The 14,866-nt window shown below is 53.6% G+C and carries 12 protein-coding genes and 2 tRNA genes; 6 read left to right on the forward strand and 8 right to left on the reverse strand.

Features of this window, described 5'->3' with window-relative positions:
* Window positions 1-204: 204 nt before the first annotated feature.
* The 3 genes from ACIQ20_RS01090 to ACIQ20_RS01100 form a co-directional block, all read right to left on the reverse strand.
* On the reverse strand, window positions 205-1,005 hold the full coding sequence (locus ACIQ20_RS01090) for a TetR/AcrR family transcriptional regulator (RefSeq protein WP_395776585.1): 801 nt from the start codon (window positions 1,003-1,005) through the stop codon (window positions 205-207).
* 116 nt (window positions 1,006-1,121) lie between these two features.
* The gene (locus tag ACIQ20_RS01095; protein ID WP_395776587.1) at window positions 1,122-1,904 is read right to left on the reverse strand and encodes a TetR/AcrR family transcriptional regulator; all 783 of its coding nucleotides are present in this window, start codon (window positions 1,902-1,904) and stop codon (window positions 1,122-1,124) included.
* Window positions 1,905-2,449: 545 nt separating this feature from the next.
* Window positions 2,450-3,004 carry a TIGR00730 family Rossman fold protein gene (locus ACIQ20_RS01100; protein ID WP_395776589.1) on the reverse strand — a complete coding sequence of 185 codons (555 nt, stop codon included), beginning with the start codon at window positions 3,002-3,004 and terminating at the stop codon, window positions 2,450-2,452.
* A 165-nt stretch (window positions 3,005-3,169) separates the two neighbouring features.
* Between ACIQ20_RS01100 and ACIQ20_RS01105 the strand changes: the two genes are divergently transcribed.
* Window positions 3,170-4,999, forward strand: coding sequence for an ABC transporter ATP-binding protein/permease (locus ACIQ20_RS01105; protein ID WP_346383214.1), 1,830 nt, complete (start codon window positions 3,170-3,172; stop codon window positions 4,997-4,999).
* Window positions 5,000-5,087: 88 nt separating this feature from the next.
* Here the strand turns inward: ACIQ20_RS01105 and ACIQ20_RS01110 are convergent.
* From ACIQ20_RS01110 to ACIQ20_RS01120, 3 genes are all read right to left on the reverse strand, one after another.
* A tRNA-Asn gene (locus ACIQ20_RS01110) sits at window positions 5,088-5,163 on the reverse strand.
* A gap of 260 nt (window positions 5,164-5,423) precedes the next feature.
* Window positions 5,424-6,056, reverse strand: a complete 633-nt coding sequence (locus tag ACIQ20_RS01115; protein WP_395776591.1) for an NAD(P)H-dependent oxidoreductase — start codon at window positions 6,054-6,056, stop codon at window positions 5,424-5,426.
* Window positions 6,057-6,364: 308 nt separating this feature from the next.
* Window positions 6,365-6,739: a VOC family protein gene (locus tag ACIQ20_RS01120; protein WP_395776593.1), complete on the reverse strand. Its 375-nt coding sequence runs from the start codon at window positions 6,737-6,739 to the stop codon at window positions 6,365-6,367.
* A gap of 94 nt (window positions 6,740-6,833) precedes the next feature.
* Between ACIQ20_RS01120 and soxR the strand changes: the two genes are divergently transcribed.
* A complete protein-coding gene (gene soxR, locus ACIQ20_RS01125; RefSeq protein ID WP_395776595.1) occupies window positions 6,834-7,301 on the forward strand; it encodes a redox-sensitive transcriptional activator SoxR in 468 nt (155 codons plus the stop codon).
* Window positions 7,302-7,332: 31 nt separating this feature from the next.
* Here soxR and ACIQ20_RS01130 read toward each other — a convergent pair.
* A tRNA-Cys gene (locus ACIQ20_RS01130) sits at window positions 7,333-7,406 on the reverse strand.
* 205 nt (window positions 7,407-7,611) lie between these two features.
* Here ACIQ20_RS01130 and ACIQ20_RS01135 point away from each other — a divergent pair.
* From ACIQ20_RS01135 to ACIQ20_RS01150, 4 genes are all read left to right on the forward strand, one after another.
* Window positions 7,612-8,220, forward strand: a complete 609-nt coding sequence (locus ACIQ20_RS01135; RefSeq protein ID WP_395776597.1) for a protein-L-isoaspartate O-methyltransferase — start codon at window positions 7,612-7,614, stop codon at window positions 8,218-8,220.
* A 97-nt stretch (window positions 8,221-8,317) separates the two neighbouring features.
* On the forward strand, window positions 8,318-8,920 hold the full coding sequence (locus ACIQ20_RS01140) for a DUF2497 domain-containing protein (protein ID WP_395776599.1): 603 nt from the start codon (window positions 8,318-8,320) through the stop codon (window positions 8,918-8,920).
* A 145-nt stretch (window positions 8,921-9,065) separates the two neighbouring features.
* Complete coding sequence (locus ACIQ20_RS01145) at window positions 9,066-11,786, forward strand: valine--tRNA ligase (RefSeq protein WP_395776601.1); 2,721 nt, start codon at window positions 9,066-9,068, stop codon at window positions 11,784-11,786.
* A gap of 173 nt (window positions 11,787-11,959) precedes the next feature.
* Window positions 11,960-13,114 carry an acyl-CoA dehydrogenase family protein gene (locus tag ACIQ20_RS01150; RefSeq protein ID WP_395776603.1) on the forward strand — a complete coding sequence of 385 codons (1,155 nt, stop codon included), beginning with the start codon at window positions 11,960-11,962 and terminating at the stop codon, window positions 13,112-13,114.
* 87 nt (window positions 13,115-13,201) lie between these two features.
* Here ACIQ20_RS01150 and ACIQ20_RS01155 read toward each other — a convergent pair whose 3' ends face one another.
* A complete protein-coding gene (locus ACIQ20_RS01155; RefSeq protein WP_395776605.1) occupies window positions 13,202-14,686 on the reverse strand; it encodes an MFS transporter in 1,485 nt (494 codons plus the stop codon).
* Between the last annotated feature and the right edge of the window lie 180 nt (window positions 14,687-14,866).

Genomic DNA, 14,866 nt, shown 5'->3' on the forward strand with positions numbered 1-14,866 from the left:
ACCCAATCCTAAACCAGAATGATCAATGACCAACCGCCAATCCCCCCGCTCCGCCAGCTATGTGACGAGCGCTGCGCAGGGGGATTAGCTGTCACCGCGTGTTACACCACCAAATGGGACGTGATCTCCCGGCTTCGCTTAAGTAACTAAAAACTATACGATTTTCTGCAATCAGTGCTCAGGGTGATTGAGCTTTGGTAACTTCTAAGGCTCTGCGGTTGCATCAACTGCCCGATTGTTACGCAGCGTTTGCATATCAAGCTCAGTAGTTAAATCAGGCCAGTCGCGAGCAAAACTTGGACGCAGAGACTGATACTTCTCGGTGCCGAAAATCGCAAAGAAGTTCTCAACAATGTTGGTAATCTCTTGGAGCCACTCACCGTCGGGAGTATAACTGCTGCGGCTCGTTTGATACCAATGCGATGTCTGGGCTTCGATTGGAGCGGTTAGGCGGAAAATCATATGGTTGAGAGAGGCAGGGCGCAAAAGACCCTCTTGTATCAACGAAGCGATGCGATCGTGCCAAAACTGCTTGAGTTCGGCGTTGCCAGCCAACGCGATGATACTGGCCAGCTCTCTCACGTGGGAATCCATCCGAATCAAGATGGTTTGGCATAGCGAGAATTGTTTGAAATAGGGTTCTTGCAAAATGGACGCATAGTGCTGTGCCAATTCAAGCAAGTCCAACATCGGATCTGGGTGCGACGGACATTTTTTCATCGCCTCGACAATTAATTGTTGTCCAAGAGCCAATGCTTCCAGGTGTAGATCAGCGCGGTTGGGGAATAATCGATCGAGGGTCGCAGACGTTAGACCAGCGCGCGCAGCAATGCTTGGCATTTGGGCGCTTAAGAAACCCACTTCCGCCCATTCTTGCAGAACTGCAGCCAAGACGAGATATGAGCGCGTGCCGTCATCTTGACGAGACATCGTCACCGACAATAGTTCGGATATCTGCTGTTCGAAAAACAGGTTCGGCTTAGGATGAGCTGGCGCAGCAGTCATGACTAACCCTTTTTGAGCCTTTCCTCGGGTCGGTTCGCCAAATAGAGTGCAAGTCGAGCGAGTTGGTTAGCTAAGTAAAGGCTGATCATTTTTTGTCCTTTAGGAGTCAATAAAACTTAAAAAGCTGCTATGTCGAAATCCGAATTAGAGAAGACTTTTTGCTGCTTGAATTTTTCAGTGCCATAGAGCTTGAAAAAATCGCAAACGACTTGTTGGACATCGGCTGGCCAATTGCCATCAGGCGCATTCGCTATTGGCCCCAATTTGAAACAAGGGACTGCCTGTATTTCAAAGGCACTTGCAAGATGGCATCTCTGCGCCTCAAATTGATCCAGCCGGACCCAGCCCGCGTCAGCCCATTTTTGGACCTTGGCGTACCAGATCTGCTTGATCTTGGCATGATTTTCGTTTGCGATTGCGCTGACATCTGCTTGGAACTCTGGATCGAGCAACATAGAGCTTTGGGCAATTAGCATTTGCTGTGGTGCGGGTTGGGATAATGTCTCAACGTAATTGCAAAGCATGGCTGTTAAGTCGCGGATCGGATTTGGATCTTTGCGATAGGTTGCAAGCGCATCCAGCAGGATTGCATGGCCGAAGCTGAGGGCTTCGCAAAACAGGATCCTCTTGTCTTGGAACTGCTGATAAAGGCTTGCCGTCGACATGCCGGCACGGTTCGCGATGCTGGCAACTTGTGCCTTTGCAAAACCAACCTCAGTCCATTCCAGCAGAACGCTTGCAAGCGTGCGATTTCTGCGAGCTGTCAGGTCATGGCGACGAACAGCAACCTTGAGATAGCGTTGGACTTGATTGTCGAAAGCACGGCCACCGGCAGGAGTGCTGCCGTCAGATTCCATCGCTGTTCTGCCCAGACTTTCATCCTCTTGCAGCGCAAGCATAAAGTTATCCACTTCCATCAACCTACAGCCTCTTTTCCCCCAGCTGCGTTACGGCCGGTGCCCATGCCCCCAAGCTGACACTTTGTATCCAATCAACCGCGAGCCGAACTCAGCCCTCGAAGGATCGCCGTGAAGCATCCAAACCCTTGAGCTTGCTAGCCCCCCACAGGGCACCATCTTAAGAGTTTGTCGGACAAATTTACCGAAAAGTAAAGTGTTTACTTAGTTGCGACTTAAGTAATAAAACGAATCAAATTCAAAATAAACATTCAATTACAGTTAACGATTAAAAACATATAAAAATCAATATCTTATATACTAAAAACTGACCAGTTTCGTCGATAAAGTGTATAATATAAAAATTTAATTATATTTTCCATAAAATTTAATCTCAATGTATAAAAAATCTAATCAAATTTACTTTTACGTATTTTGAGTTTCGAGGTTAGTTGTTAGCCCCGAATTTGCGGCCAAACGTGTGCCGCCGCGCCGGAGGACGGCAACGCAGTCAACAGGGAATTGTTAGAGGTGCAATAAGCGTGGCTTTACGCCGTCGCGAGCGCGGATTCTAACCCGTCCATCGCTTCTTCTGGTGTATCCACGCAGAAGAAGGAGTCGCGAAATGCCTCAGGCGTGAATTTCGTCTCGATCGTGGCTTCAATCAAATCGACAAAAGGTTGCCAAAAAGCGCGCCCAACAAACACGACCGGCTTTTGATGGAGCTCTAAACGCTGCCAAGACAGTGTCTCAACAACTTCTTCCAAAGTGCCTATGCCGCCAGGCAGGACGATGAACGCGTCGGATTCGGCAAACAAACCCCATTTGCGCTCGTGCATTGTCTCAACCATACGGGTCTCGAAAGCGGGATTAGGCTTTTCCCACTTGGTCAGAAAGTGCGGCATAATGCCAAGAACTTCGCCACCTGCCTCATGCGCTGCACGAGACGATGCCCCCATCAAGCCAACATTGCCGCCGCCATAGACAAGGCGAACGCCACGTTTGGCAATTTCTTGGCCCATCCTCGTAGCAAGCTCGAGAAATGCAGGATCTACTTTGTTGGATGAACCACAATAGACGCAGACAGATTTCAGTTTGGTCATGCCGTGTTCCTTAAGCGGACGTCCGAATGTGCGCCCGACTCACTTCAGGGTCACACCTAATTTTGCGTGCGCTATATGCATGTTTCCTGACAATTGTGCATCAGGCCTTGCCAGCAAACACATTTAGGCTGTTCAATCCCTGCGAAGATTGCCTATGTGCTAGATATGAGAAAAGGTGAACGCACAGCTTCCGACGCAGCAAATGAGATTTCACCCATCGGGCGGGCTTTAGCGCGCCTCGTGCGTTTGATCGGTGGCCTGGATACACCAGAGCTGCGTTTTCGAGTGGGGCTAGCCCTTGGCCTTACGCTCATTTCCAAGGTTTTCATTGTCGGTGCCCCTTTGGTGCTGGCTGATGCCGTGAATGGCCTGAGCAGTGGAAACAATCCGTCCTGGGATGCTGTGTTTCTGATGGCGATTGGCGCATGGGCGTTGATGCGGTTCTTGGGGTCGGGTGCCCCCCAATTGCGCGACACCATTTTCCAGCCTGTCAGTGAAGAAGCACAAAGACGGGCAGGGGTTGCTGTTTTCGGCCATGTTCATGCCCTTGGGATCCGTTTCCATCAATCCAAGCGCACGGGCGCGGTGTGGCGCACGATTGAACGCGGTGTTCGCGCGATCGACTTTTTGACCCGCTTTGTTGCCTTCAATATTGGGCCAACTTTGATTGAGCTGGTGATGGCAGCAGCAGTCTTAGGCCTGCGGTATGGCTGGTTCTTTGCCCTGATCGCGGCTTCAACGGTCGTGGTCTACACGATCATCACCTTGGCGATCACGGAATGGCGCTTGCAATATCGTCGCGATATGAATGATGCCGACAGCGAAGCAACAGGCCGGGCAGTCGATTCCTTGATGAATTTCGAAACGGTCAAAGCCTTTGCCGCTGAAGCGCGAGAGACCGAGCGCTATAATCAAGCGGTTCGAACCTATGCCAAAGCCTCCGTGCAATCCAACGCCACCCTCCAAGGCCTAAACGCTGCGCAAGGATTTATCCAGAATTTGGGTCTGGCAGCCATGGTGGCCGCCGCAGGCTATGCGATTTCTCGTGGCACGATGGGGGCAGGCGATATTGCCGCTGTGACGCTTGTTATGCTGAATCTGTATGGGCCACTCAATATTCTGGGCTTTGCATGGCGCGAAATCAAACAAAGTTCCATCGACATGGAAGCCATGTATGCGCTCCTTGATGAACGCCCTGATATTGCAGACAAGCCGTCAGCGAGAGCTTTAGACGTCAGCCAAGGTGAGGTAGAATTTGACCGTGTCGCCTTTGTGCATGACGGTCGCCATGCGGGGCTATCCGACGTCTCTTTTACCATCCCCAGCGGCAAGACCGTCGCAATTGTTGGTCCGTCTGGTTCGGGGAAGTCCACGATCGTGCGCCTGCTATTTCGCTTCTATGATCCCCAGGCCGGGGCTGTTCGCATTGATGGCCAGGACTTGCGCGACGTGACCCAAGAAAGCGTGCGCGCCGCCATTGGCCTCGTGCCCCAAGACGTTGTGCTGTTTAATGACACTTTGGCCTATAACATCGCCTATGGGCGTCCAGATGCCACGCCTGAGGAAATCGACGAGGCAGCCAAAATGGCGCGCTTAGAGGGCCTGATCGCGGCAGCACCGATGGGACTTCAAACCAAAGTGGGTGAGCGCGGCTTGAAACTGTCGGGGGGGGAGCGTCAGCGTGTCGGCATCGCTCGTGCTCTCTTGAAAAATCCGCCGATCCTTGTGCTCGATGAAGCAACCTCCAGCCTCGACTCGGTTACTGAAGCCGAAGTTCGCGAAGCGTTAGAAGATGCTGCCAAAGGCCGCACAACATTGGTGGTCGCCCATCGCTTATCAACTGTGGCTGATGCAGATGAAATCATCGTGCTCGCTGATGGCAAAGTTGCCGAACGGGGCAGCCACGAAGCGCTCTTGGCCAAGGGCGAGGTCTATGCCGAATTGTGGGAGATGCAGGCCCGCATGAATGCTCAGGTAGTGGCCGAAATTCCCTAGGCCGCGGTCTTGGCCAGACAGCCATACATCCTCGACCGCGCTTGCGTCGATCTCTTGCTTCAAGTGGATTTTGAGGGGGTGAGGAAAGTGGCTCCCCGAGTAGGGCTCGAACCTACGACAAAGCGATTAACAGTCGCTTGCTCTACCAACTGAGCTATCGGGGAACACTTGAAGGCGCGCCTTATAGCGCCACCTTCGGATCGTGCAAGCCTTTGATGCCGATTGAATGCAGCAAGCTGCAGATCATGACACCTAAGGCACCTTAAACCATAGCACCAAAAAAAAGCGGGGAGCCGTTGCGGGCCCCCCGTTAAGATCGGGTATGGTGGGGTATCTTCCGAAGAAGATGAGAGCAGTTAATATGATTCTAACCTTAATGTTCGGTTAATTTGATCATTACTGATGGGTAGGCAGCTCTGCTTTACTAGTGCACTTCTGTGACGAAATCGGCGGTGGGGCGGCGCACTTTTGTAAGATTTACCAGCCAATCGCCTTCTTCTTGACGATAGCCCAAAGGCACGATCACAACGCTGCGTAGACCGCGTTCACGAAGGCCCAAAATCTTGTCCACAGCTGTTGGGTCAAAGCCTTCCATCGGCGTGGCATCCACGTGGGCTTCAGCGGCAGCAACCATCGCGACACCTAAGCCAATATAAGCCTGACGGGCAGCATGCTGATAATTGGCTTCCGCATCGCGCTGTGGATAGGTCGCTAACAACATGTTGCGATAATTTTCCCAGCCATCGTTTTTAAAGCCGCGGATTTCGTTGGTGAGGTCAAACATGTGATTGATGCGCTCAACGGTATAATTGTCCCAAGCGGCAAAAACCAAAACATGCGAGCCTTCCGTGATCTGGGCCTGATTCCATGCCGCGGCCTGAATTTGCGCGCGGACTTCTGGATTGGTGACCAAAATTACTTCGTAAGGCTGCAAACCGCTTGAAGTTGGGGTGAGACGAATGGCCTCAAGGATCTTCGCAATCTTGTCTTCGCTGACTTTTTTGCTCGGGTCCATTTTCTTGGTTGCATAGCGCCAATTGAGCTGATCGATAAGCATATGAGTTTCCTTTTGGTGATCAGCGCATTGCCGATTGGGTGACATCTGGGGTGCGTGTGGGCGCCAGGGAATAGCGGGGACTGTAAGGGGGCCGCTAGTTGGACACAGCGACATCTGTTTGAGATATTCAGGAAGATCGCGGTAAGCTCAATTTCACCCGAGAACCCCATGTTCAGCCAAATCGTTGTTGGCAGCAATGATCTCGACAAAGCAGTCGCATTTTACGCGACTTGGCCCGCTGGGCCTACATCGGCAGGAAAATCCCGCAGACGACCGCCTTGTCTACGTCGTGGCAGAGGCCCGCCACGTTAGCTATAGGACACGACCTCAAACTCAATGCCATTATTGTCGAAGAAGTAGAAGCGGCGACCAGGTTCATAATCGCCATGGTTGAAGGGCGTGAGGCCTTGGGTGACTACTTTGGCTTCAACCGCATCCAAATCCTCTACAACGACCGCGAGATGGTTCAGCGGCACCCCCTTTGGAAAATCTTGGCTCTGGCCCTCTCTTGGCTGGTAAACAGCAAGATATTGGTCTGCGGTGCCGACATGGACCGTATAGCCGCCATCGCGGGCAGGGCCAGACCAGCGGATGTGCCAATCAAACAAGTTGGCTAACAATGCTGCAGAATGATCTGCATCGGCGACTGTGACATTGACGTGTTCAAGAAAAGACTGGGTCATCTGAGAAGCTCCTAGCGTGAGCGCTGACTTGACAGATGGGTTTATGCAACCTCAACCTAGATTGAGGTCAAGATTTAAATTCAGGGAAATCGCAGTGCAGGCACATGACGTTTTGAGCATCGGAGAAATCGCCAATCGGGTCGGCCTCTCTGTCTCGGCAATCCGCTTCTATGAGGCCCGTGGTCTGATCATCGCACACCGTAGCTCGGGTCAACAAAGGCGTTTTCAGCGCGTTGATATTCGCCGCTTGTCCTTCATCAAGATCGCCCAACAACTGGGGTTGAGCTTGGATGAGATCAAAGCACAGCTTGACCGTTTGCCCCAGGGGCGTCCGCCGAATGCTCGCGATTGGCGCGCCATCAGCCAAGCCATTGCTGAGACGCTCGACACCAAAATTCAGGCGCTAACCAAAACGCGCAACCGCTTGGACGGCTGTATTGGCTGCGGCTGCCTGTCCTTAGAGACCTGTGCGCTATTCAATCCCGAGGACCAAGCCAGAAAACATGGGGCTGGGCCACGCTATCTGATGGGCGATGACATCCCAACGAGCGCCACGGATTAATCACAAGATCGGCTAAAGGAAAAAGGGGGGGTGGAGGCCTCGCCCGGAATCGAACCGGGGTACACGGATTTGCAATCCGCTGCGTCACCACTCCGCCACGAGGCCTTCTAGACGCAGAAGCAAGCGGGTGGACGGGGGATGTAACAGAGGAGGCCTTAAGCGGCAATGAATGTCTGCAGGTTGGCGCTGCAACTAAAGCGCGATGCTGACGACTTTGGACAGTTATCCATTCTTGCCCGCAAGACCCAATTCCTTGTAATGAGTCCGCACGCTGGATTGAATAGCTTAAAGCAAGGGTACGGGGACCGACATGGATTTTGCGGCAGCACGCGACACGATGATCGAAAGCCAAGTTCGTACCAATGATGTTAGTGATCTGGCATTACAAAGCGCAATGCGCGTTGTGGAACGAGAAACCTTTGTCGTCCCGGAAAAGCGTGCCTTTGCTTATGCCGAAGTGACATCCCCGACACCGTCTGGCCGTTGGTTATGGAAGCCAAGGGATTTTTCGAAATTGGCTCAAGCCGCGAACGTCGTAGCAGGCGAGCGGGTTTTGGTAATTGGCGGTGCCGGCGGCTATAGCGCTGCTGTTTTCGCCGCCTTGGGCTGTACGGTCACAATGCTGGACGATGTGGCTGTTGAGGTCGCTGGGGTTAACAGTGTGGTTGGGGCACTGGACGCTCCGCCTGCCGGCCCGTTTGACGTTGTTTTCGTCGATGGCGGGGTTGAGGCTTTCCCAGATGCTTGGACAAACATTTTGGCAGAGCAGGGCCGCTTGTGCGTCGTCGTTCTGAAGGGACCAATGGGTACAGCCAATATCTTTACCAAGAGTGGAACAATCGTTGCTGGGCGCGTGGTTTTTGATGCGACGGTTCCTCAATTGCCGGGCTTTTCAATCGCACTTGCATTTGCCTTTTAACGAATTGTTGTCAGATTCGGGGCATCGCTAGACTTTGATTGGCAATCCAAGCTAGCTTACTGAACTTCATGTGCGATTCGCACACCATGGGGATATTATGAGCGCCGCAGACGCACAAGCCGAACCGACTATGGAAGAAATCCTGGCCTCGATCCGCCGGATTATTTCTGAAGATGATAGTGCAGCTCCAGCAGCTGAAGCCGCATCTATCGCGGAACCAGATTTCGGTGACGAAGTTCTGGAGCTGAACGAGCCTGTTATGGAAATGCCGGAAACGGTCTCGCCAGACTTCGACTTTGACGCCTTGCCTGTGGAGGATGAGCCCGAGGTCGCGCTGGAAGAAATTATTGTCGAAGATCGCTGGGAAGAGCCTGAGCCCGCACCTGCACCTGCGCCAGTCGCTGCAGCACCAGTTGCAGCCCCAGTTTATGCGCCGGCTCCAGAGCCTGCACCAACCCAATTCCCGTTCGATCAAGGTCTCGTCAGCAATCCGATTGCGGACAAGACATCGACTGTGTTTGCGAAATTGGCCCCCAACACCACGCTGCCCGGCATGTTTATCTCGGGCAATACGGTGGAAGCCATGGTGGGCGAGCTTATTAAGCCGATGTTGAAAGACTGGCTTGACGCGAATTTGCCCCGCATTGTGGAAGAAAAAGTCGAAGCCGAAGTCGCACGGATCGCCCGTCGCTCCTTCTAAGACTGTTCTTTCGGCCCTTCAGGCCGCTTCCAACAGCAGAAAGTCTTCAAAAGAACGACGTTGGCATGGTATGCCAACGTCACTTTTGTTTGGTGCCAGTGGGGCTTATCCCCGCCGCCCACATCACATTTTACTCGGGACACACATGTTAGAAAGTCATTTTTCCGCTCAAGCTGCTGAGCCTCGCCTTTATGCGGCGTGGGAACAATCCGGCGCGTTTAAGCCCAAGGCCGATCCAGACGCTGAGACTTTCTCCATCGTTATTCCGCCCCCGAATGTTACCGGCTCTCTGCACATTGGCCACGCGCTGAATTGCACGCTGCAAGACATTTTGTGCCGCTTTGAGCGGCTGCGCGGCAAGTCGGTCCTATGGCAGCCTGGCCTAGACCATGCCGGGATTGCGACCCAAATGGTGGTTGAGCGTCAAATGGCGCAAAGCGGCACCAATGAAAATCGTCGGACATTGGGGCGGGAAAGATTTCTAGAGCGCGTCTGGTCTTGGAAGGCCGAAAGCGGCGGGACAATCACCACCCAACTCAAGCGCTTAGGCGCGTCGTGCGACTGGAGCCGTGAGCGCTTTACCATGGATGAGGGCTTGTCTGCGGCTGTGCGCAAGGTCTTTGTCCAACTCCATAAGGAAGGTCTGATTTACCGCGATAAGCGCTTGGTCAATTGGGACCCGCACTTTGAAACCGCCGTCTCGGACCTAGAAGTGGTCAATGAAGAGCGGGCAGGGCATTTTTGGCACTTTAAATATCCGCTGGAAAATGGCGAGACCTATCAGTTCCCCATCGCGTTTGACGAAGACGGCGAGCCAACAGAGTTTGAAACCCGCAACTATATTTCGATCGCTACCACGCGCCCAGAAACCATGCTGGGCGATGGCGCGGTTGCGGTTCATCCCAATGACAAGCGCTATGCGTCGATTGTGGGCAAGCGCTGCTTACTGCCGCTGGCAGATCGTTTGATTCCCATCATCGCCGACGAATACCCAGACCCGGACTTTGGCTCCGGTGCGGTGAAGATCACCGGCGCGCATGACTTCAACGACTATAAGGTTGCCCGTCGCCACAATATTGAAATGTTCATCTTGCTCGATACCAAGGGCCGGATGTTGGATGCCGACTATATCCCAGAAGCCTATCGCGGCCTAGACCGGTTTGAGGCGCGCAAGCACGTGGTTGCCGACATTGATGCGCGCGGCCTGATGCTCAAAGTCGAAGACAAGCTGATCACACAGCCACTGGGTGAGCGTTCCGATGTCGTGATTGAGCCGATGTTGACAGACCAATGGTATGTCGATGCAGCCAAGCTTGCCGTCAATGCGCTCAAAGCGGTGGAAAGCGGCGAGACCAAGTTCGTCCCCGAAAGCTGGACGGCGACCTATTACCAATGGATGCGCAATATCGAGCCTTGGTGCGTCTCTCGCCAACTATGGTGGGGTCATCGGATTCCAGCTTGGTATGATGAAGAAGGCGAAATCTTCGTTGAAGAAACGGAAGCCGAAGCCAAATCGGCGGCCAAGGCCAAATATGGCCGCGATGTGACTTTGATCCAAGACGAAGACGTTCTCGATACTTGGTTCTCGTCCGGCCTGTGGCCATTTTCGACGCTTGGCTGGCCTGAAGACACGGCGGAGATGAGCCGCTTTTATCCGACTAGTACCTTGGTGACGATGTTTGACATCATCTTCTTCTGGGTCGCCCGGATGATGATGTTTGGCTGCCATTTCACTGGCAAAGCGCCTTTCTCGACCGTTGTGATCCACTCCCGCGTGGTCGATGAGAACGGCAAGAAAATGTCGAAGTCCAAGGGCAATATCATCGACCCCACGGTTCTGATTGACACCTATGGTGCCGACGCGCTGCGCTTCACCCTCGCCATTGCAGCAGGCCCCGGCCGCGATATCCGCATGAGTGATAAGCGGGTGGAAGGGTACCGGAATTTCGGCACGAAATTGTGGAATGCCGCCCGTTTTGCCCAGATGAATGAATGTAGCCTTTGGGAGGCCTTTGAGCCGAGCACGGTGAACCACACGCTGAACCGCTGGATCGTGTCGGAATTGACCAAGACTGCTCATGGTGTCGAGTCCGCTCTCTCAGCCCATCGTTTTGATGAAGCGGCCCAGACCTCTTATGCCTTCGTTTGGGGTGTTTTCTGCGACCTCTATCTTGAGCTCGTCAAACCTTTGCTGAATGGCGAAGACGAGGAAGCCAAGTCTGAAACGCGCCGGACGGTGGCTTGGGTGCTTGATCAGATTTTGAAGATTCTCCACCCCTTCATGCCGTTTGTGACCGAAGAATTGTGGGACAAGACAGCCGAGTTCGGCCCCAAGCGGGCAGGCTTGTTGATCAATGAAGCTTGGCCCAAACTCGATGCGAGCCTGATTGATGAAGCCGCCGCCGCTGAAGTCGGCTGGGTGGTCGATTTGGTCACGGGCCTTAGGTCCTTGCGCAGTGAAACCAACGTGCCAGCAGGTGCTAAAGTTCCAGCGCTTTTGATCGGCGCGTCTAAAGAAACCGCACAACGCCTTGAGCGTTATCAGGCTGAAATCGACCGCTTGGCACGCTTGGATTATTCGGTGGTGGCGGATGCCGCGCCAGCTGGCAGTGTGACCTTTGTGTTGGGTGAAGCCATTGTCGCCATTCCTTTGGCTGGCGTCATGGATATTGGGGCGGAGAAGGCCCGTTTGTCTAAAGAGATCGCCCGTTGCACCAAGGAAATAGAGACGGTTTCCCGCAAGCTCGATAATCCGGGCTTTGTCGCCAAAGCACCCGCTGAGGTGATTGACGAGCAACGCGAACGTCGCGTCGCTTACGAAGCTGAAAAGCAGAAGTATGAAGCGGCTTTGACCCGTTTGGGCTAAGACTTCGCATCCAATCCAATGAACAAGCCCGCCTGATCGCGGGCTTGTTTGCGTTTTTGATGTGTAATCGCCTGACTTAAACCGCGCTTCCCCTCTAGCATCGTGCGCTAAACGCGCTATCAATTCACTTATAATGCAGAGCCTGAACAGGCACGAACTCAGGGAACGTCCACATGGATTTCAATTTTACCGACGAACAGAACATGCTGCGGGACTCGATCGCAAAGCTGGTCCAGCAAAAGTATGATTTCGATACGCGTCGCAAGGCCATTCATTCCGAAGCAGGCTGGCGGCCCGAGATCTGGGCTGAAATGGCTGAGATGGGTCTGATGATGGCCCCATTGCCTGAGTCCATGGGTGGCCTTGGCGGTGGTGCAATCGACACGCTCGTCATCATGGAAGAGTTCGGCAAGGGCTTGGTGGTTGAGCCTTTCATCCCATCGGTTGTCGCCAGTGGTAATCTGTTGCGCGTGGCAGGCTCTGCCGCTCAACAAGAAGAACATGGCGGTCGCATCACCACGGGTGAGGGGATCTACGCCCTTGCCACCAGCGAGCCTAAGAGCCGCTATGACTTGGCCGATGTGTCGACCACCGCGAAAAAGGATGGCGCAGGCTATGTCTTGAACGGCCATAAGTCAGTCGTCATTGGCGGGCCGCAAGCTGATACATTGATCGTGATCGCCCGGACGGCAGGTGGCCAGCGCGAGCGTGCCGGTCTGACGGCTTTCTTGGTGTCCAAGACTGCAGCAGGCGTGTCGACCAAGGATTATCCAACCGTCGACGGCCTGCGCGCCAGCGATGTCTATCTGGAAAATGTTTCGGTCGGTGCTGATGCCGTCATCGGCCCTGTCGACGGGATCCTGCCCGCGTTGGAAGAGACCCAAGACAATGTGATCGCCGCTTTGTGCGCCGAGGCTGTCGGTGGCATGCGCGTTGCCCATGCGATGACGGTTGATTATGCCCGTCAGCGCAAGCAGTTTGGCGTCGCCATTGGCTCGTTCCAAGTGCTGCAACACCGCATGGTCGACATGTTCATGTGGACCGAGCAATCGACTTCGATGGCCTATCTCGCCGCCATTCGCTGTGGTGAAGAAGACGTGCTGGAACGCGCCAAGGCTTGCGCCGGTGCCAAGACGCAAATCGGTCGCGGCGGTCGCTTCGTTGGCCAAAACGCCATCCAAATCTTTGGTGGCATGGGCATGACGGATGAGTTGGCCATCGGCCATTACTTCAAGCGATTGACCATGATCGACACCCAAGCCGGTAGCGCCGATTGGCATTTGAAGCGCTATGCGGCTTTGAGCGCTGGGGAAAAGGCTGCGGCTTAGGCTTCGGCTTTTTCTTCCAGTCACACACTTTAAGGCCAGCCCATCGGGCTGGCCTTTTTGCTGGGCGGTCTTGTGTAAAGCCGTCTTTCAGTCGGCAGTTTGGCTCTGTCTCGACGCAAGCTCGCGCAGGTTGTTCTCATGATCCTCGCGCTTGAGGCGATAGGTCGACATCACTGCCAGCATGGTCAACCATAGGAATAGAATGGTTGGCACATAGAATAGGCCGAGGCGGGTTAGGGCTTCCTCGGGGATCTGGCCGGGCTTGACCCCGGCAGGGAATTGCGCAGCCGCTAAGACAAAGCCAGCCGTGATGACACCAAGCCCTTGGACGGATTTGCGAATGAAGGTCGATGCCGCAAAGAAAATGCCTTCAGACCGTCGACCTGTCTTGATCTCTGCATCTTCTACCAGATCAGCCAGCATGGATGCCGACAGGATTTGGAAGCAAATGATCAACCCGGTATCGACCATATTGGCGAACATGACGATCCAGAACAGAGTTGGGTCGCCATTCTCTGGCATGATCCCCAGAAGACGCAGCACGATGGGTAAAGGGGCTCCTAGAAAAGCAACCAACCCAATGATCATGGCTCCCTGCTTCTTGCCGATAGACTTGGTCACAATAGGGGCCATGACTGCCCCAATGATAGCGGAAACAAAGACGCTGATGGTCAAAAATCCAGTCTGTTGGGGCGTGAACCCCCAAAAGAAGGAGGTGAAGTAAAAGGTCATGGACGCAGACAGGCCCGACGCAATCGAACCGAAAATGGCTGCAAGAAACAAAGCGATGAACGACCGATTAGACAAGGTTTCGAAAATCTCCTTGAAAATTAGGCCGATCGACAGAGTGCGCACGGGAGGTGGAGCTTTGAGATGAACAATGCGCTTATGGGTCCCGAGCGCCGAGACCATAATGGCGACAAAAATCATCACCGAAGCAATCATGCCATAGGTCGAATAAGCATCCTTATTGAACTGGCCATTTGGGATGGTGGGTGTGGCAAAAGCTGGAAACAGGACCACAAACATAATTACGGCCATCAGATTGCCGCCGGTCCAGCCAAAGAAAAAGCGGAGGCTGAGGAGTCCGCTGCGTTGGTCGTAATTATCGCTTAGCTCGGGGGCTAGGGCGGAACTGGGTGTTTCGTAGAAAGTGATGCAAGTGCGGATCAAAACGGAAATCACCAGCACATACCAAAACAAAGCCACATCCGACCAACCTTCTGGAGGGTTCCAGAGAAGGAAAAAGGACGCGGCAACCGGGAGAGCCGATGCATACATAAAGGGATGGCGACGGCCCCATTTGGATCTAAAATTATCAGACCAATAGCCAACAACTGGATCGCTGAGAGCATCGAGTAACAAAGCAATCGTCATAGCGAGCCCGATAAGGCGCGCATCCACGCCCAGAACCTGGCTATAAAAAATCAATAAGAAGAAGCCAAAGCCATTATCTTTCACACCGTAAGCGATGGCTCCAAAGCCATACGAAACCTTTGTCGCGAGACTCGGTGGTGGGACACTTTCCTTCATACTTGTGGTGTCTGAGTGAGTGTTAAGCCCGTCTGTCATGTCCGCCCCCGTCATTTGCGCCTGCTTCTGATCTGAAATCGAGGGCGCTTTTGATGGGATGTGGGCGTGTTTCTGAGCTTTGTAAATTCAGAAACGTTAGAGCCTTGGTTTTCGGGCGGGTGCGAGATCAGGTTCCCCCTACGGCATTTTGACCTTTCGGTCTGAGTCCCTGTAGGAGAG

It is taken from the genome of Aquidulcibacter sp. (assembly GCF_044346625.1).
Lineage (GTDB): Bacteria > Pseudomonadota > Alphaproteobacteria > Caulobacterales > Aquidulcibacteraceae > Aquidulcibacter.

What these genes read in the sequence shown, in the direction of transcription:
- ACIQ20_RS01090 (WP_395776585.1), bottom strand. Translation starts at nt 1,005, where the DNA reads ATGACTGCTGCGCCAGCTCATCCTAAGCCGAACCTGTTTTTCGAACAG.
- ACIQ20_RS01095 (WP_395776587.1), bottom strand. Translation starts at nt 1,904, where the DNA reads ATGCTTGCGCTGCAAGAGGATGAAAGTCTGGGCAGAACAGCGATGGAA.
- ACIQ20_RS01100 (WP_395776589.1), bottom strand. Translation starts at nt 3,004, where the DNA reads ATGACCAAACTGAAATCTGTCTGCGTCTATTGTGGTTCATCCAACAAA.
- ACIQ20_RS01105 (WP_346383214.1), top strand. Translation starts at nt 3,170, where the DNA reads ATGAGAAAAGGTGAACGCACAGCTTCCGACGCAGCAAATGAGATTTCA.
- ACIQ20_RS01115 (WP_395776591.1), bottom strand. Translation starts at nt 6,056, where the DNA reads ATGCTTATCGATCAGCTCAATTGGCGCTATGCAACCAAGAAAATGGAC.
- ACIQ20_RS01120 (WP_395776593.1), bottom strand. Translation starts at nt 6,739, where the DNA reads ATGACCCAGTCTTTTCTTGAACACGTCAATGTCACAGTCGCCGATGCA.
- ACIQ20_RS01135 (WP_395776597.1), top strand. Translation starts at nt 7,612, where the DNA reads ATGGATTTTGCGGCAGCACGCGACACGATGATCGAAAGCCAAGTTCGT.
- ACIQ20_RS01140 (WP_395776599.1), top strand. Translation starts at nt 8,318, where the DNA reads ATGAGCGCCGCAGACGCACAAGCCGAACCGACTATGGAAGAAATCCTG.
- ACIQ20_RS01145 (WP_395776601.1), top strand. Translation starts at nt 9,066, where the DNA reads ATGTTAGAAAGTCATTTTTCCGCTCAAGCTGCTGAGCCTCGCCTTTAT.
- ACIQ20_RS01150 (WP_395776603.1), top strand. Translation starts at nt 11,960, where the DNA reads ATGGATTTCAATTTTACCGACGAACAGAACATGCTGCGGGACTCGATC.
- ACIQ20_RS01155 (WP_395776605.1), bottom strand. Translation starts at nt 14,686, where the DNA reads ATGACAGACGGGCTTAACACTCACTCAGACACCACAAGTATGAAGGAA.